Annotated in this window: 18 protein-coding genes and 1 other RNA gene; 9 read left to right on the forward strand and 10 right to left on the reverse strand. The window is 63.1% G+C overall.

Features of this window, described 5'->3' with window-relative positions; all coding sequences use genetic code 11:
• Positions 1 to 68: 68 nt before the first annotated feature.
• From trxA to AAEQ75_RS10055, 4 genes are all read left to right on the forward strand, one after another.
• A complete protein-coding gene (gene trxA, locus AAEQ75_RS10040; RefSeq protein ID WP_003458627.1) occupies positions 69 to 395 on the forward strand; it encodes a thioredoxin TrxA in 327 nt (108 codons plus the stop codon).
• A 232-nt stretch (positions 396 to 627) separates the two neighbouring features.
• On the forward strand, positions 628 to 1887 hold the full coding sequence (gene rho, locus AAEQ75_RS10045; protein ID WP_143504656.1) for a transcription termination factor Rho: 1260 nt from the start codon (positions 628 to 630) through the stop codon (positions 1885 to 1887).
• 304 nt (positions 1888 to 2191) lie between these two features.
• The gene (ubiD, locus tag AAEQ75_RS10050) at positions 2192 to 3658 is read left to right on the forward strand and encodes a 4-hydroxy-3-polyprenylbenzoate decarboxylase (RefSeq protein WP_343352049.1); all 1467 of its coding nucleotides are present in this window, start codon (positions 2192 to 2194) and stop codon (positions 3656 to 3658) included.
• Positions 3658 to 4626, forward strand: coding sequence for a CDP-6-deoxy-delta-3,4-glucoseen reductase (locus tag AAEQ75_RS10055; protein WP_343352051.1), 969 nt, complete (start codon positions 3658 to 3660; stop codon positions 4624 to 4626). The genes ubiD and AAEQ75_RS10055 overlap by 1 nt, the downstream gene beginning before the upstream one ends.
• 61 nt (positions 4627 to 4687) lie before the next feature.
• On the opposite strand, the gene AAEQ75_RS10060 is transcribed toward AAEQ75_RS10055, so the two are convergent.
• On the reverse strand, positions 4688 to 5668 hold the full coding sequence (locus AAEQ75_RS10060) for an NADPH:quinone oxidoreductase family protein (RefSeq protein ID WP_343352053.1): 981 nt from the start codon (positions 5666 to 5668) through the stop codon (positions 4688 to 4690).
• Positions 5669 to 5823: 155 nt separating this feature from the next.
• On the opposite strand from AAEQ75_RS10060, the gene AAEQ75_RS10065 reads away from it, so the two are divergent.
• The gene (locus AAEQ75_RS10065; protein ID WP_343352055.1) at positions 5824 to 6225 is read left to right on the forward strand and encodes a flagellar basal body-associated FliL family protein; all 402 of its coding nucleotides are present in this window, start codon (positions 5824 to 5826) and stop codon (positions 6223 to 6225) included.
• Between the two features lie 128 nt (positions 6226 to 6353).
• On the opposite strand, the gene AAEQ75_RS10070 is transcribed toward AAEQ75_RS10065, so the two are convergent.
• The 5 genes from AAEQ75_RS10070 to AAEQ75_RS10090 all read right to left on the reverse strand — a co-directional run bounded on the left by AAEQ75_RS10070 (position 6354) and on the right by AAEQ75_RS10090 (position 13670).
• Complete coding sequence (locus AAEQ75_RS10070) at positions 6354 to 7478, reverse strand: ABC transporter permease (RefSeq protein ID WP_343352057.1); 1125 nt, start codon at positions 7476 to 7478, stop codon at positions 6354 to 6356.
• The gene (gene rbbA / locus AAEQ75_RS10075; RefSeq protein WP_343352059.1) at positions 7478 to 10183 is read right to left on the reverse strand and encodes a ribosome-associated ATPase/putative transporter RbbA; all 2706 of its coding nucleotides are present in this window, start codon (positions 10181 to 10183) and stop codon (positions 7478 to 7480) included. The genes AAEQ75_RS10070 and rbbA overlap by 1 nt, the downstream gene beginning before the upstream one ends.
• Complete coding sequence (locus AAEQ75_RS10080) at positions 10180 to 11247, reverse strand: HlyD family secretion protein (protein ID WP_287168108.1); 1068 nt, start codon at positions 11245 to 11247, stop codon at positions 10180 to 10182. The genes rbbA and AAEQ75_RS10080 overlap by 4 nt, the downstream gene beginning before the upstream one ends.
• A 67-nt stretch (positions 11248 to 11314) precedes the next feature.
• Entirely contained in the window at positions 11315 to 13171 is a 1857-nt protein-coding gene (locus AAEQ75_RS10085) for a sensor domain-containing diguanylate cyclase (RefSeq protein ID WP_343352063.1), read from the reverse strand.
• Between the two features lie 49 nt (positions 13172 to 13220).
• Positions 13221 to 13670 (reverse strand): EVE domain-containing protein, encoded by a 450-nt coding sequence (locus AAEQ75_RS10090; RefSeq protein ID WP_343352065.1) that lies wholly within the window; start codon positions 13668 to 13670, stop codon positions 13221 to 13223.
• 183 nt (positions 13671 to 13853) lie between these two features.
• Here AAEQ75_RS10090 and AAEQ75_RS10095 point away from each other — a divergent pair, with 183 nt between their 5' ends.
• Positions 13854 to 13985, forward strand: coding sequence for a hypothetical protein (locus AAEQ75_RS10095; protein WP_316914185.1), 132 nt, complete (start codon positions 13854 to 13856; stop codon positions 13983 to 13985).
• Between the two features lie 54 nt (positions 13986 to 14039).
• Here AAEQ75_RS10095 and AAEQ75_RS10100 read toward each other — a convergent pair whose 3' ends face one another.
• The 4 genes from AAEQ75_RS10100 to AAEQ75_RS10115 all read right to left on the reverse strand — a co-directional run bounded on the left by AAEQ75_RS10100 (position 14040) and on the right by AAEQ75_RS10115 (position 15449).
• Positions 14040 to 14636 (reverse strand): 5-formyltetrahydrofolate cyclo-ligase, encoded by a 597-nt coding sequence (locus AAEQ75_RS10100; RefSeq protein WP_343352069.1) that lies wholly within the window; start codon positions 14634 to 14636, stop codon positions 14040 to 14042.
• Between the two features lie 55 nt (positions 14637 to 14691).
• A non-coding RNA gene (ssrS, locus tag AAEQ75_RS10105) (6S RNA) lies at positions 14692 to 14870 on the reverse strand.
• Between the two features lie 67 nt (positions 14871 to 14937).
• Entirely contained in the window at positions 14938 to 15243 is a 306-nt protein-coding gene (locus AAEQ75_RS10110) for a cell division protein ZapA (RefSeq protein ID WP_003458649.1), read from the reverse strand.
• A complete protein-coding gene (locus AAEQ75_RS10115; protein WP_003458652.1) occupies positions 15240 to 15449 on the reverse strand; it encodes a TIGR02449 family protein in 210 nt (69 codons plus the stop codon). Before AAEQ75_RS10115 ends, AAEQ75_RS10110 begins: the two co-directional genes overlap by 4 nt.
• 337 nt (positions 15450 to 15786) lie before the next feature.
• On the opposite strand from AAEQ75_RS10115, the gene AAEQ75_RS10120 reads away from it, so the two are divergent.
• From AAEQ75_RS10120 to ubiH, 3 genes are read left to right on the forward strand one after another with little or no spacing between them, the layout of a single operon-like run.
• A complete protein-coding gene (locus tag AAEQ75_RS10120; RefSeq protein WP_343352074.1) occupies positions 15787 to 16341 on the forward strand; it encodes a YecA family protein in 555 nt (184 codons plus the stop codon).
• 19 nt (positions 16342 to 16360) lie between these two features.
• Positions 16361 to 17695, forward strand: coding sequence for a Xaa-Pro aminopeptidase (pepP, locus tag AAEQ75_RS10125; RefSeq protein ID WP_343352076.1), 1335 nt, complete (start codon positions 16361 to 16363; stop codon positions 17693 to 17695).
• 4 nt (positions 17696 to 17699) lie between these two features.
• Positions 17700 to 18884, forward strand: coding sequence for a 2-octaprenyl-6-methoxyphenyl hydroxylase (gene ubiH / locus AAEQ75_RS10130; protein ID WP_343352078.1), 1185 nt, complete (start codon positions 17700 to 17702; stop codon positions 18882 to 18884).
• Positions 18885 to 18905 lie beyond the last annotated feature (21 nt).

Raw genomic sequence — 18905 nt, forward strand, 5'->3', positions numbered from 1 at the left:
GGCCGTCGCAAGCGACGTCAAAAATTCCTCCCGGCAATTTTTTGCTTCCGAATACACGGAGACTCCTCATGAGCGAATTCATCACCAACGTCAGCGACGCCAGCTTCGACCAGGACGTCATCCAGGCTGAAGGTCCGGTTCTGGTCGACTATTGGGCTGAGTGGTGCGGCCCGTGCAAGATGATTGCACCGGTGCTCGACGAGATCGCCAAGGAATACCAAGGCAAGCTGAAGATCTGCAAACTGAACATCGACGAGAACCAGGAAACCCCGCCGAAGTACGGCGTGCGCGGTATCCCGACCCTGATGCTGTTCAAGAACGGCAACGTCGAAGCGACCAAGGTCGGCGCGCTGTCCAAGTCGCAGCTGGCTGCTTTCCTCGACAGCAATATCTGAGGCAAGTCGCTCTGGAAGAGGCCCCGCAATTGGCGGGGTTTTTTCGTTTTCGGGACTAGACGCTGTTTTTTCACGGTGTTAAATTCGATCCCGCTGCATCCTCCATGCAGCTCTCTGCACGCCGTCGCCGATTCATTCCTATACGAATTCGTTCGCGATCCTGTCGCCTTCTCTGCGGCGCGGCCTCTCAAGCTAACAGCTTTCTTCTCCTCTCGATGATCACGTCATTCCTATGAATCTGACCGAACTCAAGCAAAAGCCGATTGCCGAACTGCTGGACATGGCCGAACAAATGGGCCTGGAAAACATGGCTCGTTCGCGCAAGCAGGACATCATCTTCGCCCTGCTGAAAAAGCATGCCAAAGGCGGCGAGGAAATTTCCGGTGACGGCGTGCTGGAGATCCTCCAGGACGGTTTCGGCTTTCTGCGCAGTGCCGACTCTTCCTACCTGGCCGGCCCTGACGACATCTACGTCTCGCCCAGCCAGATCCGCCGTTTCAACCTGCGTACCGGTGACACCATCGTCGGCAAGATCCGTCCGCCGAAGGAAGGCGAGCGTTACTTCGCTCTGCTCAAGGTCGACAGCATCAACTTCGACCGCCCGGAAAACGCCAAGAACAAGATCCTGTTCGAGAACCTGACGCCGCTGTTCCCGAATCAGCGCCTGACCATGGAAGCCGGCAACGGCTCCACCGAGGACATCACCGGTCGTGTGATCGACCTCTGCGCGCCGATTGGCAAGGGCCAGCGCGGCCTGATCGTCGCTCCGCCGAAAGCGGGCAAGACCATCATGCTGCAGAACATCGCCTCGAACATCACCCGCAACAACCCCGAGTGCCACCTGATCGTTCTGCTGATCGACGAGCGCCCGGAAGAAGTGACCGAGATGCAGCGCACCGTGCGCGGCGAAGTGGTCGCCTCCACCTTCGACGAGCCGCCGACCCGCCACGTGCAGGTCGCCGAAATGGTGATCGAGAAGGCCAAACGCCTGGTCGAGCACAAGAAGGACGTGGTCATCCTGCTCGACTCCATCACCCGCCTGGCGCGTGCCTACAACACCGTCATCCCGAGCTCCGGCAAGGTGCTGACCGGCGGTGTCGACGCCCATGCACTGGAGAAGCCGAAGCGCTTCTTCGGCGCCGCGCGTAACATCGAAGAAGGCGGCTCGCTGACCATCATCGCCACCGCGCTGGTTGAAACCGGCTCGAAGATGGACGAAGTGATCTACGAGGAATTCAAGGGCACCGGCAACATGGAGCTGATCCTCGATCGCCGTGTTTCCGAGAAGCGTGTGTTCCCGGCCATCAACATCAACAAGTCGGGCACTCGTCGTGAAGAGCTGCTGACCGGTGAGGAAGAGCTGTCGCGCATGTGGATTCTGCGCAAGCTGCTGCACCCGATGGATGAGATCGCGGCGATCGAGTTCCTGATCGACAAGCTCAAGGCCACCAAGACTAACGATGAGTTCTTCCTGTCGATGAAGCGCAAATAAGAGGATCTACTGCGCTTCGGTGATGCTGCGTTAAAAACCGACTCGGAATGCTCATGTACAAAAGTACACTCCGCTTCCTCGCCTGTTTGATTCGCTGGCGCTCACCCTTCGGGCCAGCCTTTGGCTGTTACTCCCGTTGGTCGTTGCGCCTTGCCTGACCTTCGCTCGCTACGATCCATTGCACCGCCACAAGGCCGGGGAAACCCGGCCTTGTCGTATCTGGAAGCTTTCAAGCCTTCTGAAAGCCCGACTTCGGCGCTAAACTTTGCGGCCGACTCCTGCCTGTCCGACACGAGGCTCCTGCATGCAGTATCGCGACCTGCGCGACTTCATCCGTGAACTGGAAAAGCGCGGCGAACTCAAGCGCATCCAGACCCCGGTATCGCCCGTTCTGGAAATGACCGAAATCTGTGACCGCACCCTGCGCAAGGGCGGCCCGGCGTTGCTGTTCGAAAAGCCCGCGGGCTTCGACGTGCCGGTGCTCGGCAACCTGTTCGGTACGCCCAAGCGCGTGGCGCTGGGCATGGGCGCCGAGGATGTCTCCGAGCTGCGCGAAATCGGCAAGCTGCTGGCCTTTCTCAAGGAGCCGGAGCCGCCGAAAGGCCTCAAAGATGCCTGGAGCAAGCTGCCGATCTTCAAGAAGGTCATCAGCATGGCGCCCAAGGTGGTCAAGGACGCGCCTTGTCACGAAGTGATCGAGGAGGGCGACGACGTCGACCTAGGCAAACTGCCGATCCAGCATTGCTGGCCGGGCGACGTGGCGCCGTTGATCACCTGGGGCCTGACCATCACCAAAGGCCCTAACAAGGAGCGGCAGAACCTTGGCATCTATCGCCAGCAGGTGATCGGCCGCAACAAGGTGATCATGCGCTGGCTCAGCCATCGCGGCGGCGCGCTGGATTACCGCGACTGGTGCCAGAAGCACCCGGACAAGCCTTACCCGGTTTGCGTGGCTCTGGGCGCCGACCCTGCGACCATCCTCGGCGCCGTGACGCCGGTGCCGGATACCCTCTCCGAGTACGCCTTCGCAGGGCTCTTGCGCGGCCATCGCACCGAGCTGATCAAGGCGGTTGGCAGCGACCTGCAGGTACCGGCCAGCGCCGAAATCGTCCTCGAAGGGGTAATCCATCCGGGCGAAACCGCCCCGGAAGGCCCCTACGGCGACCACACCGGCTACTACAACGAGGTCGACACCTTCCCGGTATTCACCGTCGAGCGCATCACCCGTCGCCGCGATCCGATCTATCACAGCACCTACACCGGCCGCCCACCAGACGAGCCGGCCATTCTCGGCGTGGCGCTGAACGAAGTGTTCGTGCCGATCCTGCAGAAGCAATTCCCCGAGATCACCGACTTCTATCTGCCGCCGGAAGGCTGCTCCTACCGCATGGCGGTGGTGACCATGAAGAAACAGTACCCGGGCCACGCCAAGCGCGTAATGCTCGGTGTGTGGTCGTTCCTGCGACAGTTCATGTACACCAAGTTCGTTATCGTCACCGACGACGATATCAACGCACGGGACTGGAATGACGTGATCTGGGCGATTACCACGCGCATGGACCCCAAGCGCGACACGGTGATGATCGACAACACGCCGATCGACTACCTCGACTTCGCCTCGCCGATCTCCGGCCTGGGTTCGAAGATGGGCCTGGACGCCACCCACAAGTGGCCCGGTGAAACCACTCGCGAGTGGGGCCGCGCCATCGAGAAGGATCCGGCCGTGGTGGCGCGTGTCGACGCGCTGTGGAGCGAGCTGGGAATCGATTGATGAACGTCACCCTGCAACCTTCCGGCGTCACCCTCGCCCTGCAACCGGGCGAACGCATTCTCGATGGCGCCCGGCGCCTGGGCTATGACTGCCCGCAGAGCTGCCGCAACGGCAACTGCCATATCTGTGCTGCCTTGCTGGTGGAGGGGCGTGTGCGGCAGAACGGCGTGGAGCTGGATCATGGCGAGCTGTTCACCTGCCTCGCCGAACCGCTGGAAGACTGTGTGCTGCACTGGGATGGCGTGCTGGCGCCGGGCGAGCTGCCGGTACGCGAGCTGAGTTGCCAGCTGATCGAATGCCAGGAAGTTGGCGGCGACGTGTTCCGCGTACGCTTGCGTACCCCGGCCGGCAAAGCGCCGCGTTATCACGCCGGGCAGTACCTGCTGTTGCAGCGCCCGGATAGCGAGATGGCGGCCTTTTCCCTGGCCTCTGCGCCGCATGCCGGGCGTGAGCTGGAACTGCATATCCTCGCGCGCGAGGACAGCAGCATTGCCCTGCTGGAGCATCTGCGCAGCACCGGCATGGCTCGCGTGCAGATGCCTTATGGTGATACCCACCTTGCCGATCTGCCCGATGGACCGCTGGTGTTGATCGCCGCGGGCACCGGTATGGGCCAGATGCACAGCCTGATCGAGCATTGCCGCGCCGCTGGTTTCCCCCACCCGGTACACCTGTACTGGGGCGCGCGGCGACCCGAGGATTTCTACGAGCTGCCGCACTGGGCCGAGTGGCAGCAACTGGACAATCTGCACCTGCATCAGGTGGTCAGCGACCAGTGTGGCTGGCAAGGCCGCTGCGGCCTGCTGCACGAAGCGGTGCGCGAAGACTTCCCCGACCTCAAGGCTTTGCACGTCTACGCCAGCGGCTCACCGGCGATGGTCTACGCCACCCTCGATGCACTGGTCGAAGCCGGTATGGACGCCCACCAGATGCGCGCCGACGTGTTTGCCTACGCGCCGCGCTCATAAGTGTAGGGCGGGTGCAACCCGCCACTGATTGATTCGGCGGGTTGCACCCGCCCTACGCACTTCAGCGAACGGTCACCACCACCTTGCCCACGGCCTTGCGCTGGCTGAGGGTAGCGATGGCTTCTCCGCCGCGCTCAAGCGGGAAGGTCTGCGACACCAGCGGCTTGAGCTTGCCTTCGGCATGCCAGGCGAACAGCTGCTGGAAGTTCGCGGCATTGTCCTGCGGCTGGCGCTGGGCGAAGGAGCCCCAGAATACGCCGACCAGGGAGGCGCCCTTAAGCAGTGGCAGGTTGGCCGGCAGGGCCGGGATGCCGCCGCCGGCGGCAAAGCCCACCACCAGGAAGCGACCGTTCCAGCCGATGCTGCGAAAGGCTTCCTCGAACAGCGTGCCGCCTACCGGGTCGTAGATCACGTCCACGCCCTGGCCGTCGGTGAGTTTCTTCACCTCGTCCTTGAGGCTTTGTTCGCTGTAGTTGATCAGGTCGTCGGCGCCGGCCTTGCGCGCCACTTCCAGTTTCTCGGCGCTGCTCGCTGCTGCAATCACTTTCGCGCCCATGGCCTTGCCGATTTCCACCGCTGCCAGGCCAACGCCGCCGGAGGCGCCGAGCACCAGCAGGGTTTCACCCGGTTGCAGGTTGGCGCGTTGCTTGAGGGCATGCATGGAGGTGCCGTAGGTCATGCCGAAGGCGGCGGCGGTGGTCAGGTCCATGCTCTTGGGTACTGGCAGCACGTTGTAGGCCGGCACGGCGACTTCTTCGGCGAAGCCGCCCCAGCCAGTCAGCGCCATCACCCGGTCACCAGCGCGCAGATGGCTTACCTTCTCGCCCACGGCCTTGACCACGCCGGCCACCTCGCCGCCCGGGGCGAAGGGGAAGGGCGGCTTGAACTGGTATTTGCCTTCGATGATCAGTGTGTCGGGGAAGTTGACCCCGGCGGCCTGCACCTCGATCAGCACCTCGTTCTTCTTGGGTTCGGGGCTCGGCAGGTCTTCCAGTACCAGGGTGTCGGCAGGGCCGAAGGCTTTGCACAGCAGGGCTTTCATGAAGGTCATTCCTCTTGCAGGGTGCCATGCAGTGTAGAAAGCGCCCGCCGAGGGTCAACGAGCATGCCGATGCCTGATAGGTCGGCATAAGCGTCGGGCTTGGGTGCTGGCGTGGGGATGGCTATGCTAGGCACATCCCCGATGGAGTGCCGAACGTGAAACTGTTGACCGCCCTGTTGCTGAGCCTGTCGATCTGCCTGCCTGCCCTGGCGTCTTCGGATAAGAAGGAAGCCCCGACGACGCTCTACTACAACCTGACGCCAGCGCTGATCGGTAACCTGGCCGATACCGGCAACCGCCTGAAATTCTTCAAGGCCGATGTGTCGTTGCGCGTGACCGGTACCGAGGCGGAGGAGAAGATTAAACAGCATGAGCCGCTGATCCGTCATCAGATGGTGATGCTGTTCTCGGCCCAGACCAGCGAGACCATCAATGCCCCCGATGGCCGTGAGAACCTGCGTCTGGAAGCGTTGAAGAAGGTGCAGGACGCGATCAATGGCGAAGAGGGCAAGCCCATCGTCGAAGACCTGTTTTTCAACAATCTGATCATTCAGTGAACGGCGGCGTAGTCAGTCACGCGTCGACGCTGTGAATGCGTAGGAGCGGCGCCCCGCCGTGAACCGCGGGGCAATGGAAAAGCTTCGCCCCAGGGCGGGGCTCCTACGAAAAGCCAGCTCCGGGTTGTTCAGGCCATCTGTGCCAAGGTCTTGCGAAAACGCGTCAGCGCGGCGACGAAGAACAGCGCGCCGATGCCGGCGATGGCCAGCATGTAGGGCCAGACGATCGCGAACCCCGCGCCGCGATAGAGAATGGCCTGGGCCAGCGCGACGAAGTGGGTGGTCGGCGCCGCCAGCATGATCTGCTGTACCAGCTCCGGCATGCTTTCGCGCGGCGTGGTGCCGCCGGAAAGGATCTGCAGCGGCAACAGTACCAGGATGATCAGCAGGCCCAATTGCGGCATCGAGCGCGCCACCGTGCCGAAGAAGATGCCCATCGAGGTAGTGGCGAACAGGTGCAGCGCCGCGCCAACCAGAAACAGCGCAATCGAACCCTCGATCGGCACCTGCAGCCAGCCCTGCACTACCAGCAGCAGTGACAGCGCCGCAGCTGAGAGCACCACCAGCCCCATCGACCAGACCTTGGCCAGCATGATTTCCAGTGGCGTCACCGGCATCACCAGCAGGTGTTCGACGGTGCCGTGCTCGCGTTCGCGAATCAGCGCCGCGCCGGTGAGGATGATCGACAGCATGGTGATCTGGTTGATCACCTCCATCACCGAGCCGAACCAGGCGCGCGTCAGGTTGGGGTTGAACTCTATGCGTGCCACCAGTTCGGCTGGCTGCTGCAGCTCGCCCCGGTAGCGGCGGACGAACTCGGCCACCTCGCTGGCGCCGATATTCTGGATGTAGCCGGCACCGGTGAAGGCCATGCTGACCTGGGTGGCATCGACGTTGAGCTGGATTGCCGGGCTCCGACCGGCGAGCACGTCGCGCTGGAAGTTCGGCGGAATGTTCAGGGTGAAGGTGTAGCGCCCGGCATCCATGCCGCGATCCATCTCGTTCAGGTCGATACGTTGCGGGGTACGGAAGTAGGGCGCCTGGAAGGCCTGGATCAGCCGTTCGGAGAGTTGCGACTGGTCTTCGTCGACCACGGCGATGGCGGCGTTGTGCAGGCTCTCCGGCATGCTGGTTGCGGCCGAGTAGATGCCCATGCTGAAGGCCCAGATGATCAGCAGTACCAGCGCCAGGTCATGCTGCAGGCTGCGCAGCTCCTTGATGCCGAGGTGGAGGATATTGGCCAGGCGTTCCATCACACCTCCTGTTTGCGCAGCAGGCTAGCGCTGAGCAGCGTCAGCAGAGGGATGGTCAGGGCCAGAGCGGTGAAGTAGCCGGTCAGGTCCTGCAGCTCCAGCGCCTTGGAGAAGATGCCGCGGCTGATCACCAGAAACTGCGAGGTCGGGTAGAGCTGGCCGATCAGCGCGCCCGCGCCTTCCAGCGAGGCCACCGGGTAGATCAGCCCGGAAAACTGGATGGCCGGCAGCAGGGTGACGATGGCGGTTCCGAATACGGCGGCGATCTGACTGTTGGTGAAGGTCGACATGAGCAGGCCGAGTCCGGTGGCGCAGGCCAGATAGAGCAGGGCGCCGGCCAGCAGAGTCAGCGGGTTGCCCTTGAGCGGGACGTCGAACACCGTGACTGCCAGCAGCATCAGCAGGATGAAGTTGAACAAGCCCAGGGCGATGTAGGGCAGTTGTTTACCGAGCAGGAATTCCAGGCGGGTGACCGGGGTAGCGTAGAGATTGATGATCGAGCCCAGCTCCTTCTCGCGCACCACACCCAGCGCCGTGAGCATCGCCGGGATCAGCATCAGCAGCAGCGGGATCACCGCCGGCACCATGGCCTTGAGGCTTTCCACGTCCGGGTTGTAGCGGTAGCGCACTTCCAGTTCGGCGGCGCTGGCTGCCTGCGGCTGGGGTGAACGGCGCGCAAGCTCTGCCAGGTAGTGCTGATGCAGGCCGGTGACGTAGCCCTTGATGGTTTCGGCGCGGGTCGGCATGGCGCCGTCGATCCACATGCCGATCTGCGGATTGTCGCCGCGCTTGAGATCGCGACCGAAGTGCGGCGGAATCTCCACGGCGAGGCTGATATCGCCATTGCGCAGGCGCCGTTCCAACTCGTCGTAGTCGGAGAGCGGCGCCTTCTCCAGGAAGTAGCGCGAGCCGGACAGGTTGAGGTGGTATTCCTGGCTGGTGGTGGTCTGGTCGCGATCGAGCACGGCGAAGGTCAGGTCTTCGACGTCGAGGCTGATGCCATAGCCGATGATGAACAGCAGCAGCACGGTGCCGAGCAGCGCCATGCCGCCACGAATCGGGTCGCGGCGCAGCTCCAGCGCTTCGCGGCGGGCATAGCTGAGCAGGCGGCGCAGGCTGAAGCGTTGACGCTGTTGTGGCGGCGCCTGTTCCAGCGGCGGCGCCTCGCTGACCGCTTGCTCGCCAACCGCCTCCTGCAGGTAGGCGATGAAGGTGGCTTCCAGGTTGTCCAGGCCGCGTTTGTCCATCAGGCCCTGCGGCGTGTCGCTGTCCAGCACGCGGCCGGCGTGCATCAGCGAGATGCGGTCGCAGCGCTGCGCCTCGTTCATGAAGTGGGTGGAGATGAAGATGGTCACGCCGTCCTGGCGCGACAGGTCGAGCATCAGTTGCCAGAAACCGTCACGCGCCACCGGGTCGACGCCTGAGGTGGGCTCGTCGAGGATGAGGATTTCCGGCTTGTGAATCACCGCCACGGCCAGCGACAGGCGCTGGCGGATGCCCAATGGCAGGCGCTCGGGGAGCATGTCCATGACCTCGCCGAGGTCGAAGCGTGCGGCCATCTGCGCCACGCGTGGCTCGATCTCCTCGGCGGGTACGTGAAAGAGTTGCGCGTGCAGCACCAGGTTCTGCCGCACCGTCAGTTCGCCATACAGGGAGAACGCCTGGGACATGTAGCCGACCCGCTTGCGCGTGGCCATGTCGCGCGGGTCAACTGCCTGGCCGAACAGCAGCGCCTCGCCCTCGGACGCTGGCAACAGGCCGGTAAGCATCTTCATGGTGGTGCTCTTGCCGCAACCGTTGGAGCCGAGAAAACCAAAGATTTCGCCCCGGCGGATGCGAAACGACACCGAATCGACGGCGACGAAATCACCGAAGCGCATGGTTAGACCCTTGGCTTCGATGGCGATCTCGTGGCTGTCTTGCAGGGGTGGAATGAGCACCTGCTGATGGCCACGCCGACGCTCTTCGGGCAACAGCGCGATAAAGGCCTGCTCCAGGCTGGTGCAGTTGGTGCGTTCGCGCAATTCGGCCGGGCTGCCTTCAGCCAGCACGCGGCCGGCATCCATCGCTACCAGGTGGTCGAAGCGTTCGGCTTCCTCCATATAGGCTGTGGCCACCAGCACGCTCATCTGCGGACGCTGTGCACGGATGCGCGCGATCAGTTCCCAGAACTGGTTGCGCGACAGCGGGTCGACGCCGGTGGTTGGCTCGTCGAGGATCAGCAGGTCGGGGTCGTGGATCAGCGCGCAGCACAGCCCCAGCTTCTGCTTCATGCCGCCGGACAGCTTGCCCGCCGGACGCTCGCGGAAGGCCGACATACCGGTGCTGCGCAGCAGGTCGTCGATGCGTCGCTCGCGTTCGGCAGCGTCCTGACCGAACAGGCGACCGAAGAAATCCAGGTTCTCGAACACCGACAGCGTCGGGTAGAGGTTCTTGCCCAGGCCCTGCGGCATGTAGGCGATATGCGGGCAGACATTGCGCCGATGACGGGCATCGGCCATGTCGCCGTCGAGCACCTCGACGCGGCCGTCCTGAATCTTGCGTGCCCCGGCGATCAGCGCCAGTAAGCTGGATTTGCCGACGCCGTCGGGGCCGATCAGGCCGACCATGCAGCGGGCCGGCAGTGCCAGCTCGATCTGTTGCAGCGCGTGGGTCTGGCCGTAGCGCAGGCCGACGCCGCTCAGGCGTGCGACCGGCGCGTTCATTGCGGGACCTTGATCGCCAGATGCGCGGGCCACTCGGCGTCAGGGTCGAGGCGCAGGTAGGCCATGCCCGGTACGCCGGTCTTGACCTGCTGCAGGTGCTTGCTCAGCAACTCGGGATCGAGGCGCGCCTTGACCCGGAACATCAGTTTCTCGCGCTCGTTGGCGGTTTCCACGCTCTTCGGGGTGAACTGGGCGACGCTGGCGACATAGCTGACCCTGGCCGGAATCACGTACTGCGGTACGGCATCGATCACCAGGCGTACCTCGCTGCCGAGGGCGACGCGACCGGCCTGGCGTTCGGGCAGGAAGAAGGTCATGTAGACGTCGGTGAGATCCACCAGGTTGAGTAGCTTGCCGCCGGCACCGAGCACTTCGCCGGGTTGTGTGACGCGATACTGTACGCGACCGGCGCGAGGCGCCTTGAGCAGGCTGTCATCGATGTCCACCTGCAGGCGCTCGACGCTGGCGCGGGCGGCCTCGGTCGCTGATTGCGCTTCGATGGCCTGCGATTGCGCGGCGGCGATACCGGCCTCGGCCGAGCTGACCTGGGCGCGCGCGGCGGCCAGCGCGGCTTCGGCGCTTTGCAGGCGGGCCAGATCGTCATCCAGCGTCTGCTGCGCCAGGGCGTTGCGCTTGACCAGGGTGGCGCTGCGCGCGTGACGTTTGCGTGCGGCATCCAGCTCGGCCTGGCGCTGGCGCACCACGGCTTCGGCAGCCAGCTTCTCGCTTTGGCGCAGGCTGATCTGGCTGGCGGCGGTGGTCTGGCCATTCTCGGCCTGGCGCAATTGGGCGCGGGCCTGCGCCAGTTGGGCCTCGAGCACCTGAGTGTCCATGCGCGCGAGAACCTGGCCTGGCTCGACGAAGTCCCCTTCGTCGACCTCGATGTTGGCAACGCGCCCGGCCAGCTTGGTGGCCACATCCACTTCGGTGGCTTCGATGCGTCCGTTGCCGCTGGCGAAGCCCTCGCCCAGGCCGTTCGGGCGCAGCTGCCACCAGGCTGTGGCAGCCAGTAGGGCGACGGCGGCAGCGAGCAGAACGGCCTGGCGAGATGTGATGTTGATCATTTCGGCTTCCCTGTTGAACCCCGGTTGCGGAGTTTTCACGACCTGTCGATTGTCTGCCGAATGGGCCTCAGGTGGCTTGATGCAGGTCAAGCACGGGTGGCTGCCACAGGCAGGTGCGGTTACGCCCTTGATGTTTGGCACGGTACAGCGCCTGATCGGCCTGGGCGAGCAATTCGCCTGGCTGTTCGTTAATCACCGGATCCACTACGGTGATGCCGATACTCAGGGTCAAACGCCCCAGCGGACTGCTTGGGTGCTTGATATCCAGGCTGGAAACCGCCGCATGAATGCGCGCGGCGACCTGCTCGGCACCCTCCTGATGGGTGTTGGCGAGGATGATGGCGAACTCCTCGCCGCCGTAACGGCAGGCGGTGTCGCCTTCGCGGTTCAGGCTTTCACGCAGGGCTGCACTGACCCGGCGCAGGACATCGTCACCGGCGAGGTGGCCGAGGGCATCGTTGTAGGGCTTGAAGTAGTCGATATCCAGCATCAGCAGCGCCAGGGGCGCATCGAGACGGCGCAGGCGGCGCCATTCAGCCAGCAGTTGCTGATCGAAGTAGCGACGGTTGTACAGGCCGGTCAGGCCATCGAGTTGTGACAGGCGCTGGAGTTGCGCCTCCAGTTGCAGGCGCTCGCTGTTGTCGCGGGAGACGGCGATCAGGTATTCGCGGTCGTGCAACTGCACCAACTGGGTGTTGATTTCGGCCGGCTGGCGACTGCCATCGCGGCGAATCAACTCGCGCTGGAAAATCCGCGAGAGGTTGTTGCTTTGCGCCTGGCGCGCCTGTTCCAGCCAGCTGTGAAAGTCTGGCAGGAGCTTCTCTGGATCATCGCGCAGTAGCTCGGCGAACTGTTCGGGGCGGTAGCCGAGCGTGGCGTAGGTGGCCTGATTCATGTGCAGCAGCTCGCGGGTACTGCTGTCGAAGATAAACAGTCCGTCATGGCTGGAGTCGGTCAGGTCCAGTACCAGTTGTAGCCGCTCGCGGTTCTCGCGCAGGCGTTGCTCGGTTTCTTCACGGCGTTCGGCTTCCAGTTTGAAGCGACGATTGGCCTGCTGCAGGGCATGGGCTCGGCGGCTGTTCTCCAGCGCCAGAGCCAGGGCGGCAACCAGCAGCAGGCTGATGGTCAGGCTGGCACCGAGCACGACGTCGGGCAGCGGCGAGTCCAGTTGATCGAGCAGTTGTTCAGTGGGGCTCAGGCGCAGGCTGAAGCCCTGATTGTTGAGCAGGCTCAGGTGCAGTTGCAGGCTGTGCTGCGTCTCGGAATCTGCTGCTCCATGACGAAACAGGCTGTGGCCGTTCTCAAGCAATTCGAGGTTGAAGGCTTGGCGGTCGATCTGGGTGAGTAGCTGCAGCATCAGCGGCTCGACCCGAAATGCGCCCTGCAGGAAACCGTCGAACACCTTGCTGCCATTCAGCTCGCGGTACAGCGGTGTATAGAGAACAAAACCGCGTCCGCCCTGGACCAGATCGAAGCTGTTGGAGAAACGTTGTTCACCGCTCTCGCGAGCTTCCATCGCCAATGGGTAATTGGGGTGCTCCGGGTGCAGGCGAAAATTCAGCGCCGCTTCGTTGCCGGCTACTGGCAGCAGCCAGCGCATATGCAGGTCGGGGCCAACCCATTGGATCGACTGGTAGGCAGGAAAGCCGCGTAGGGCAAGCTCCACTTCTTCGTCCCAGCTGGCGCGTGGCAGGCGGCCGAGGCTGTTCCACAAGCGGGCGATGCGTTCGAGGCTGGCCACTTCCAGGTGCAGCGTGCTTTCCAGCTGCCGTGCCAGGCTGCGTGCCTGGTAGCCGACTCGCTCGTCGACGCGTTGTTGTTGCGCAGATTCGATCTGGCGCCATAGCAATACGCTAGCGCTGCTCAGCACCAATAAGAGAAGCGCCAGCGCGAGCCGCGCTGGCCAGGCGGAGGATGCTGGCATGGATAACTCCCGAAGCGTGCTGTGGTGATAGCACACTGCTGTGGGGGACTCAACGCATGGCGAGAATCGCCGTCCACTCGGCCTCCGTGACCGGCATCACCGACAGGCGGCTGCCGCGTTGTACCAGGGCCAGCTCGGCCAGGAGCGGGTTGTTCTTCAGGTGTTGCAGCGCCAGTATCTCGTCGAAGGCTTCGACGAACTCGACGTCCAGGGCGCTCCAGGGGTTCTTCTCGGCGCTGGCCTTGGGGTCATGGTAGTGGCTGTGTGGGTCCAGCGCGGTTGGGTCCGGATACACCTCGCCGGCAATACGCGCGATGCCGGCGATACCGGGTTGCGGGCAGCTGGAGTGGTAGAAGAAGAACAGGTCGCCCGGTTGCATTGCGCGCATGAAGTTGCGTGCCTGGTAGTTACGCACGCCATCCCAGCGCGTTTTGCCCAGTCGTTGCAGGTCATGGATGGACAATTCATCGGGTTCTGACTTCATCAGCCAATAAGGCATGAACTTTGCTCCTGCAGGTCTGTCCGTAAGCGGACGCTCGTTTGAGGGGGATCTCCGACGGCCGGTTGGCGTCGGAAATTGCACAGTGCTTGGCACTGAAGGAAAATGCCCGGCTAAACGCTTGGCGCTGTCGTATTGCATAAAACAATAACGCGCGCATTGCCTTGAAGGGGGAGGCAATAAATGAAACGCAAGCCAGATCTTTTGTGGGTTCTCGTCGTACTGTTCAGCCTGGGCGTGGTTACCACGGGTTACACCCAGAGCCTTTGGGAGCGTCAAAACGACGCTCCGATCAATGTAACGCAGCAGCCCTGATTCACTGGCTGACCGCGTAAGCGCCGCAGGGAACGCGGTGCAGCATCCTTCGCTTCAATACCACGCCTTATCCGTCACCGTTGCCTGCAAGGGCACGTCCCAGCTGGCCATGGCCAGTTCATCCACCCGCTGACATTCATGCGCCAGACCCAGTAGTGTCGGCATGTGCCAATTTTTGCGCATGCGCAGATAAGCCAGGCTGCGGTCGTAGAAGCCGCCGCCCATGCCCAGGCGTCCGCCGCGATCATCGAAGCCCACCAGCGGCAGCAGCACCAGATCCAACGCCCAGACCTTGCGTTGGCGTTTGGGTTGCGGGCGCGGCTCGAGGATGCGGAAACGATTGCCCGCCAGTTTCTCGTGCCGACTGACGCGCTGAAACACCATCTTGGTGCGTGGCCAGGCGCTTAGCACTGGCAGGTAGGTGTGCTTGCCGCGTTTCTGTGCGGCGGCCAGCAGCGGGCGCGGGTCAATCTCGCCGTCATTGGGCAGGTATAGGGCGATATGCCTGGCGCGGCGAAACTGCGGGCTTTGCGTCAGCTGGCGATACAGGTTGCGTGCGGCAAGACGTTGCTGGCTGAGGCTGAGCGCGCGACGACGCTGACGCAGCACGCGGCGCAGTTGCGGGCGACTGAGAGTGGCGGGCGTAGTCATGAGGTGTGGCTGGGGCGAGGCGGGTAGCAGTGCTGAAGGCTGCTGCTGGAAAAGATGACTTCCCGACGTGCCGCTGTCGGTTTAGCCCTTGAACCCGAAAGTTCAAGGTGGAGGTTGCAGGAGGCGTTAAGGCTTTCCGTCAGGCGGACATGCACACCGGCCCCAACGTGCAACCCCCGTGGTTGTGCGTATCGGCTCAGGGACATCACCGACTGGCGCACACCCCAGGAAGTTGCGCCCAGTATACCCGAATAGAGGCTCTGCGGGGCGGCCTGCGACGAACAGGCAGGCATGACGGTGCTCAGGCGCTCGGGTCGTCGGCCAGTGCATGGTCGACGCGATCGAGCAGATCGCGCACCTGCTGGCGAGTGGAGTTGGCGTCCTGATCCAGGCGCTGTTGCTTGTGCAGCAGGTCGTGAGTGATGTTCAGTGCGGCCATCACGGCAACACGATCAGCACCAATCACTTTGCCGCTGGTGCGGATCTCGCGCATCTTGCCATCCAGGTAACGGGCAGCACTCTCTAGATTGGCGCGTTCATCCTGCGGGCAGGCGATGCAATATTCTTTGTCCAGAATGTGGACGGTCACGGTGTTCGACTGGGTCATGAGTCCTGCTCCAGGGCTTTAAGGCGCGAAATCATCGATTCGACCTTGTGCCGGGCCATTTCGTTCTTTTCGATCAGATGGGCGCGTTCCTCGCGCCAGGCCTGTTCATTCGCCAGCAGGAGTCGGTTGTGAGCCTTAAGCTGCTCGACACGCTGGATCAGCAGTTCCAGCTTGGCGGTCAATGCGTGCAGATCGGCGTCTTCCATGGGCTCTCGCTATGGGAGGGAATGGCTGGACTATATTAGGCCTGTCCCGTTCAGGGCACCTCTAAAAACTACCTGCGTTGTCATCACTGCGTTAAAAACAAGCTCAAAATGCTCATTTACAACTCGTAAACTCCGCTTTTTCGCTCGTTTTTGCCTTGTGCTGACTGCCTCGCCTACGTTTCTAGAAGCGCCCTTCTTGGGTCAAACCACGGATAGCAGTGGTGTGATGCAGATGGCGGCATCACCCTGGCGGCCTCGGATGGTCTTGCCGCGTCTGCCGGTGCTAGGATACGAGGCCTCCATTCTAGAGATTGCGCCGTCTGGCGCCTAGCTATCTATGTCGATTCCAAGCTCTCCCTACGCCGCCTTCGCCGCTTTGCTCAACAGCGCCGGGCATTCCGTTTCCCCTGCTGAACTGCATGGGCTGCTGCTCGGTCGCAGCTGCGCTGGCGCGGGCTTTGATGCCGATGCCTGGCTGCTCGACGCTGCCGATCTGCTTGGCAGCGAGCCGCAGGATAACGTGCGCCAGGCGCTGATCGGCCTGCAGGAGATGGTCAAGGGTGAGCTGTGCAGCGAAGACATCACCGTGGTGCTGTTGTTGCCGGATGACGAAACCCCGCTGGCGCAGCGCGCAACCGCTCTGGGCCAGTGGTGCCAGGGCTTTCTCGGTGGCTTTGGCTTGACCGCCCGCGACGGTGCGCTGAGCGCCGAGGCCATGGAAGTGTTGCAAGATCTCTCCGCCATCGCCCAGGTGCAGAGCGCTCTGGAAGAATCGGAAGATGGCGAGAGTGACTATATGGAGGTGATGGAGTACCTGCGTGTGGCGCCGCTGCTGTTGTTCACCGAGTGCGCCAAGCCCGCGGCGCCTGCTGCCAAACCATCCCTGCACTGATTTTTCGTCGGAGCCTGCCTTGATCAGCATCCCCAAGTCCGAATATGCCCGTCGGCGCAAGGCGCTGATGGCGCAGATGGAGCCCAACAGCATTGCCATCTTGCCGGCGGCACCGGTGTATATCCGTAACCGTGACGTCGAGCATGTCTACCGCCAGGACAGCGACTTCCAGTACCTCACCGGTTTCCCCGAGCCGGAAGCGGTGATGGCGCTGATTCCTGGCCGCGAGCACGGTGAATATGTGTTGTTCTGCCGTGAACGCGACCCGGAGCGTGAGTTGTGGGATGGCCTGCGCGCCGGTCAGGACGGCGCGGTTAAGCATTTCGGTGCCGACGATGCATTTCCCATCGGCGATATCGACGACATTCTCCCGGGGCTGATCGAAGGTCGCGAGCGTGTCTACTACGCTATCGGTAGTAACCAGGAGTTCGATCATCGGCTGATGGAGTGGGTCAACCACATCCGCGCCAAGGCTCGCCAGGGCGCTACGCCGCCGAACGAATTCGTTGCCCTCAACCATCTGCTGCACGACATGCGCCTGTACAAGTCGGCTGCCGAGGTGAAGGTTATGAAGGAGGCTGCCGAGATCAGTGCGCGCGCCCACATCCGTGCGATGCAGGCGAGTCGTGCCGGGCTGTTCGAATATCACCTGGAAGCCGAGCTGGATTACGAGTTCCGCAAGGGTGGGGCGAAGATGCCGGCCTACGGTAGCATCGTCGCCGCCGGCCACAATGCCTGCATCCTGCACTATCGCGAGAATGACGCGGCGCTCAAGGACGGCGATCTGGTATTGATCGACGCTGGTTGCGAGATCGACTGCTACGCCAGCGACATCACCCGCACCTTCCCGGTCAGCGGCAAGTTCTCGCCCGAGCAGAAGGCCATCTATGAGCTGGTGCTCAAGGCCAACGAGGAAGCGTTCAAGTTCATCGCGCCAGGCAAGCACTGGAACGAAGCCCACGAGTCCACCGTGCGCGTGATTACTGCCGGTCTTGTCGAGCTGGGCCTGCTCGAGGGTGACGTCGATGAGCTGATCGCCAGCGAAGCCTACAAACCTTTCTATATGCATCGCGCCGGCCACTGGCTGGGTATGGACGTGCACGATGTTGGCGACTACAAGGTCGGCGGCGAGTGGCGCGTGCTGGAAGTCGGCATGGCGATGACCGTCGAGCCGGGCATCTACATCGCCACCGACAACGACAAGGTCGCCAAGAAATGGCGTGGCATCGGCGTGCGCATCGAGGACGACGTGGTAGTGACCAAGAAAGGCTGCGAGATTCTCACCAACGGTGTGCCCAAGACCGTTGCCGCGATCGAGGCACTGATGGCAGCCGCGCGCACCGAGGTGGCCTGAGCCCATGTCACGCGTACAGTTGGCCATTATCGGCGGCGGTCTGGTCGGCGCGAGCCTGGCGCTGGCCCTGCAGGACACGGCGCGTCAGCGTGGTTGGCGCATCGCCCTGATCGAACCCTTCGCCCCGGGCAGCGAATACCAGCCCAGCTATGACGCGCGCTCTACCGCGCTGTCCTATGGCAGCCGGTTGATCTACGAGCGCCTCGGTCTGTGGCAGAGCATCGCCCAGCGGGCCGAGCCGATTCAGCAGATCCATGTGTCCGACCGCGGCCGCTTCGGCGCCACGCGCCTGCAAGCCATCGAGGAAGGCGTGCCGGCGCTCGGTTACGTAGCGGAGAACGCCTGGCTCGGCCATTGTCTGTGGCAGGCGCTGGATCAGGATGTGATCGAATGGCGCTGCCCGGCCGAGGTGGTCGGCATGCAGCGCCTTGACGACGGCTATCGCCTGACCCTGAACGACGAAACCTGTCTTGACTGCGACCTGGCGATTCTTGCCGATGGTGGGCGTTCCGGTTTGCGCGAGCAGCTCGGTATCGGCGTCAGCAGCAAACCTTACGGGCAGAGTGCGTTGATCGCCAACGTCAGCCCGCTGGAAGCGCATCGTGGGCAGGCTTTCGAGCGCTTCACCGATGACGGCCCGATGGCGCTGCTGCCCTTGAGCGACAACCGCTGCGCGCTGGTCTGGACACGCGCCGCGGCTGACGCCGAACGTCTGTTGCGCGCCAGCGAGTCGAGTTTTCTAAGCGAGTTGCAGCAGGCTTTCGGTTATCGCCTGGGCGCCTTGCGCCAGGTGGGTGCACGGCATCTGTATCCGTTGAGCCTGGTCGAGGCGCAGGAGCAGGTGCGTCCGCATCTGGTGGTGCTGGGCAACGCCGCGCACAGCCTGCACCCCATCGCCGGCCAGGGTTACAACCTGTCGCTGCGCGATACCCTGGCGCTGGCCGAGGTGCTGATCGATAGCGAGGCAGCACTGGGCGATTTCGCCACCCTGCAGCGTTACCTGCAACGGCAGCAGCTCGATCAACAGATGACCGTCGGCTTCTCCGATCAGGTAACGCGCCTGTTCAGCAACGCGCAGCCGCTGCTGACCGCCGGGCGTAACCTGGGTCTGCTCGGCCTCGATCTGCTATCGCCAGCCAAGCGCTGGTTCGCCCGGCAGGCCATGGGTATGGGAACCCGTAATCTATGACCGGCCCTGTAGGGTGCGCTG

Origin of the sequence: Pseudomonas sediminis, from assembly GCF_039555755.1 — a bacterium.
In the GTDB taxonomy this organism is placed as follows: Bacteria; Pseudomonadota; Gammaproteobacteria; order Pseudomonadales; family Pseudomonadaceae; genus Aquipseudomonas; species Aquipseudomonas mendocina_D.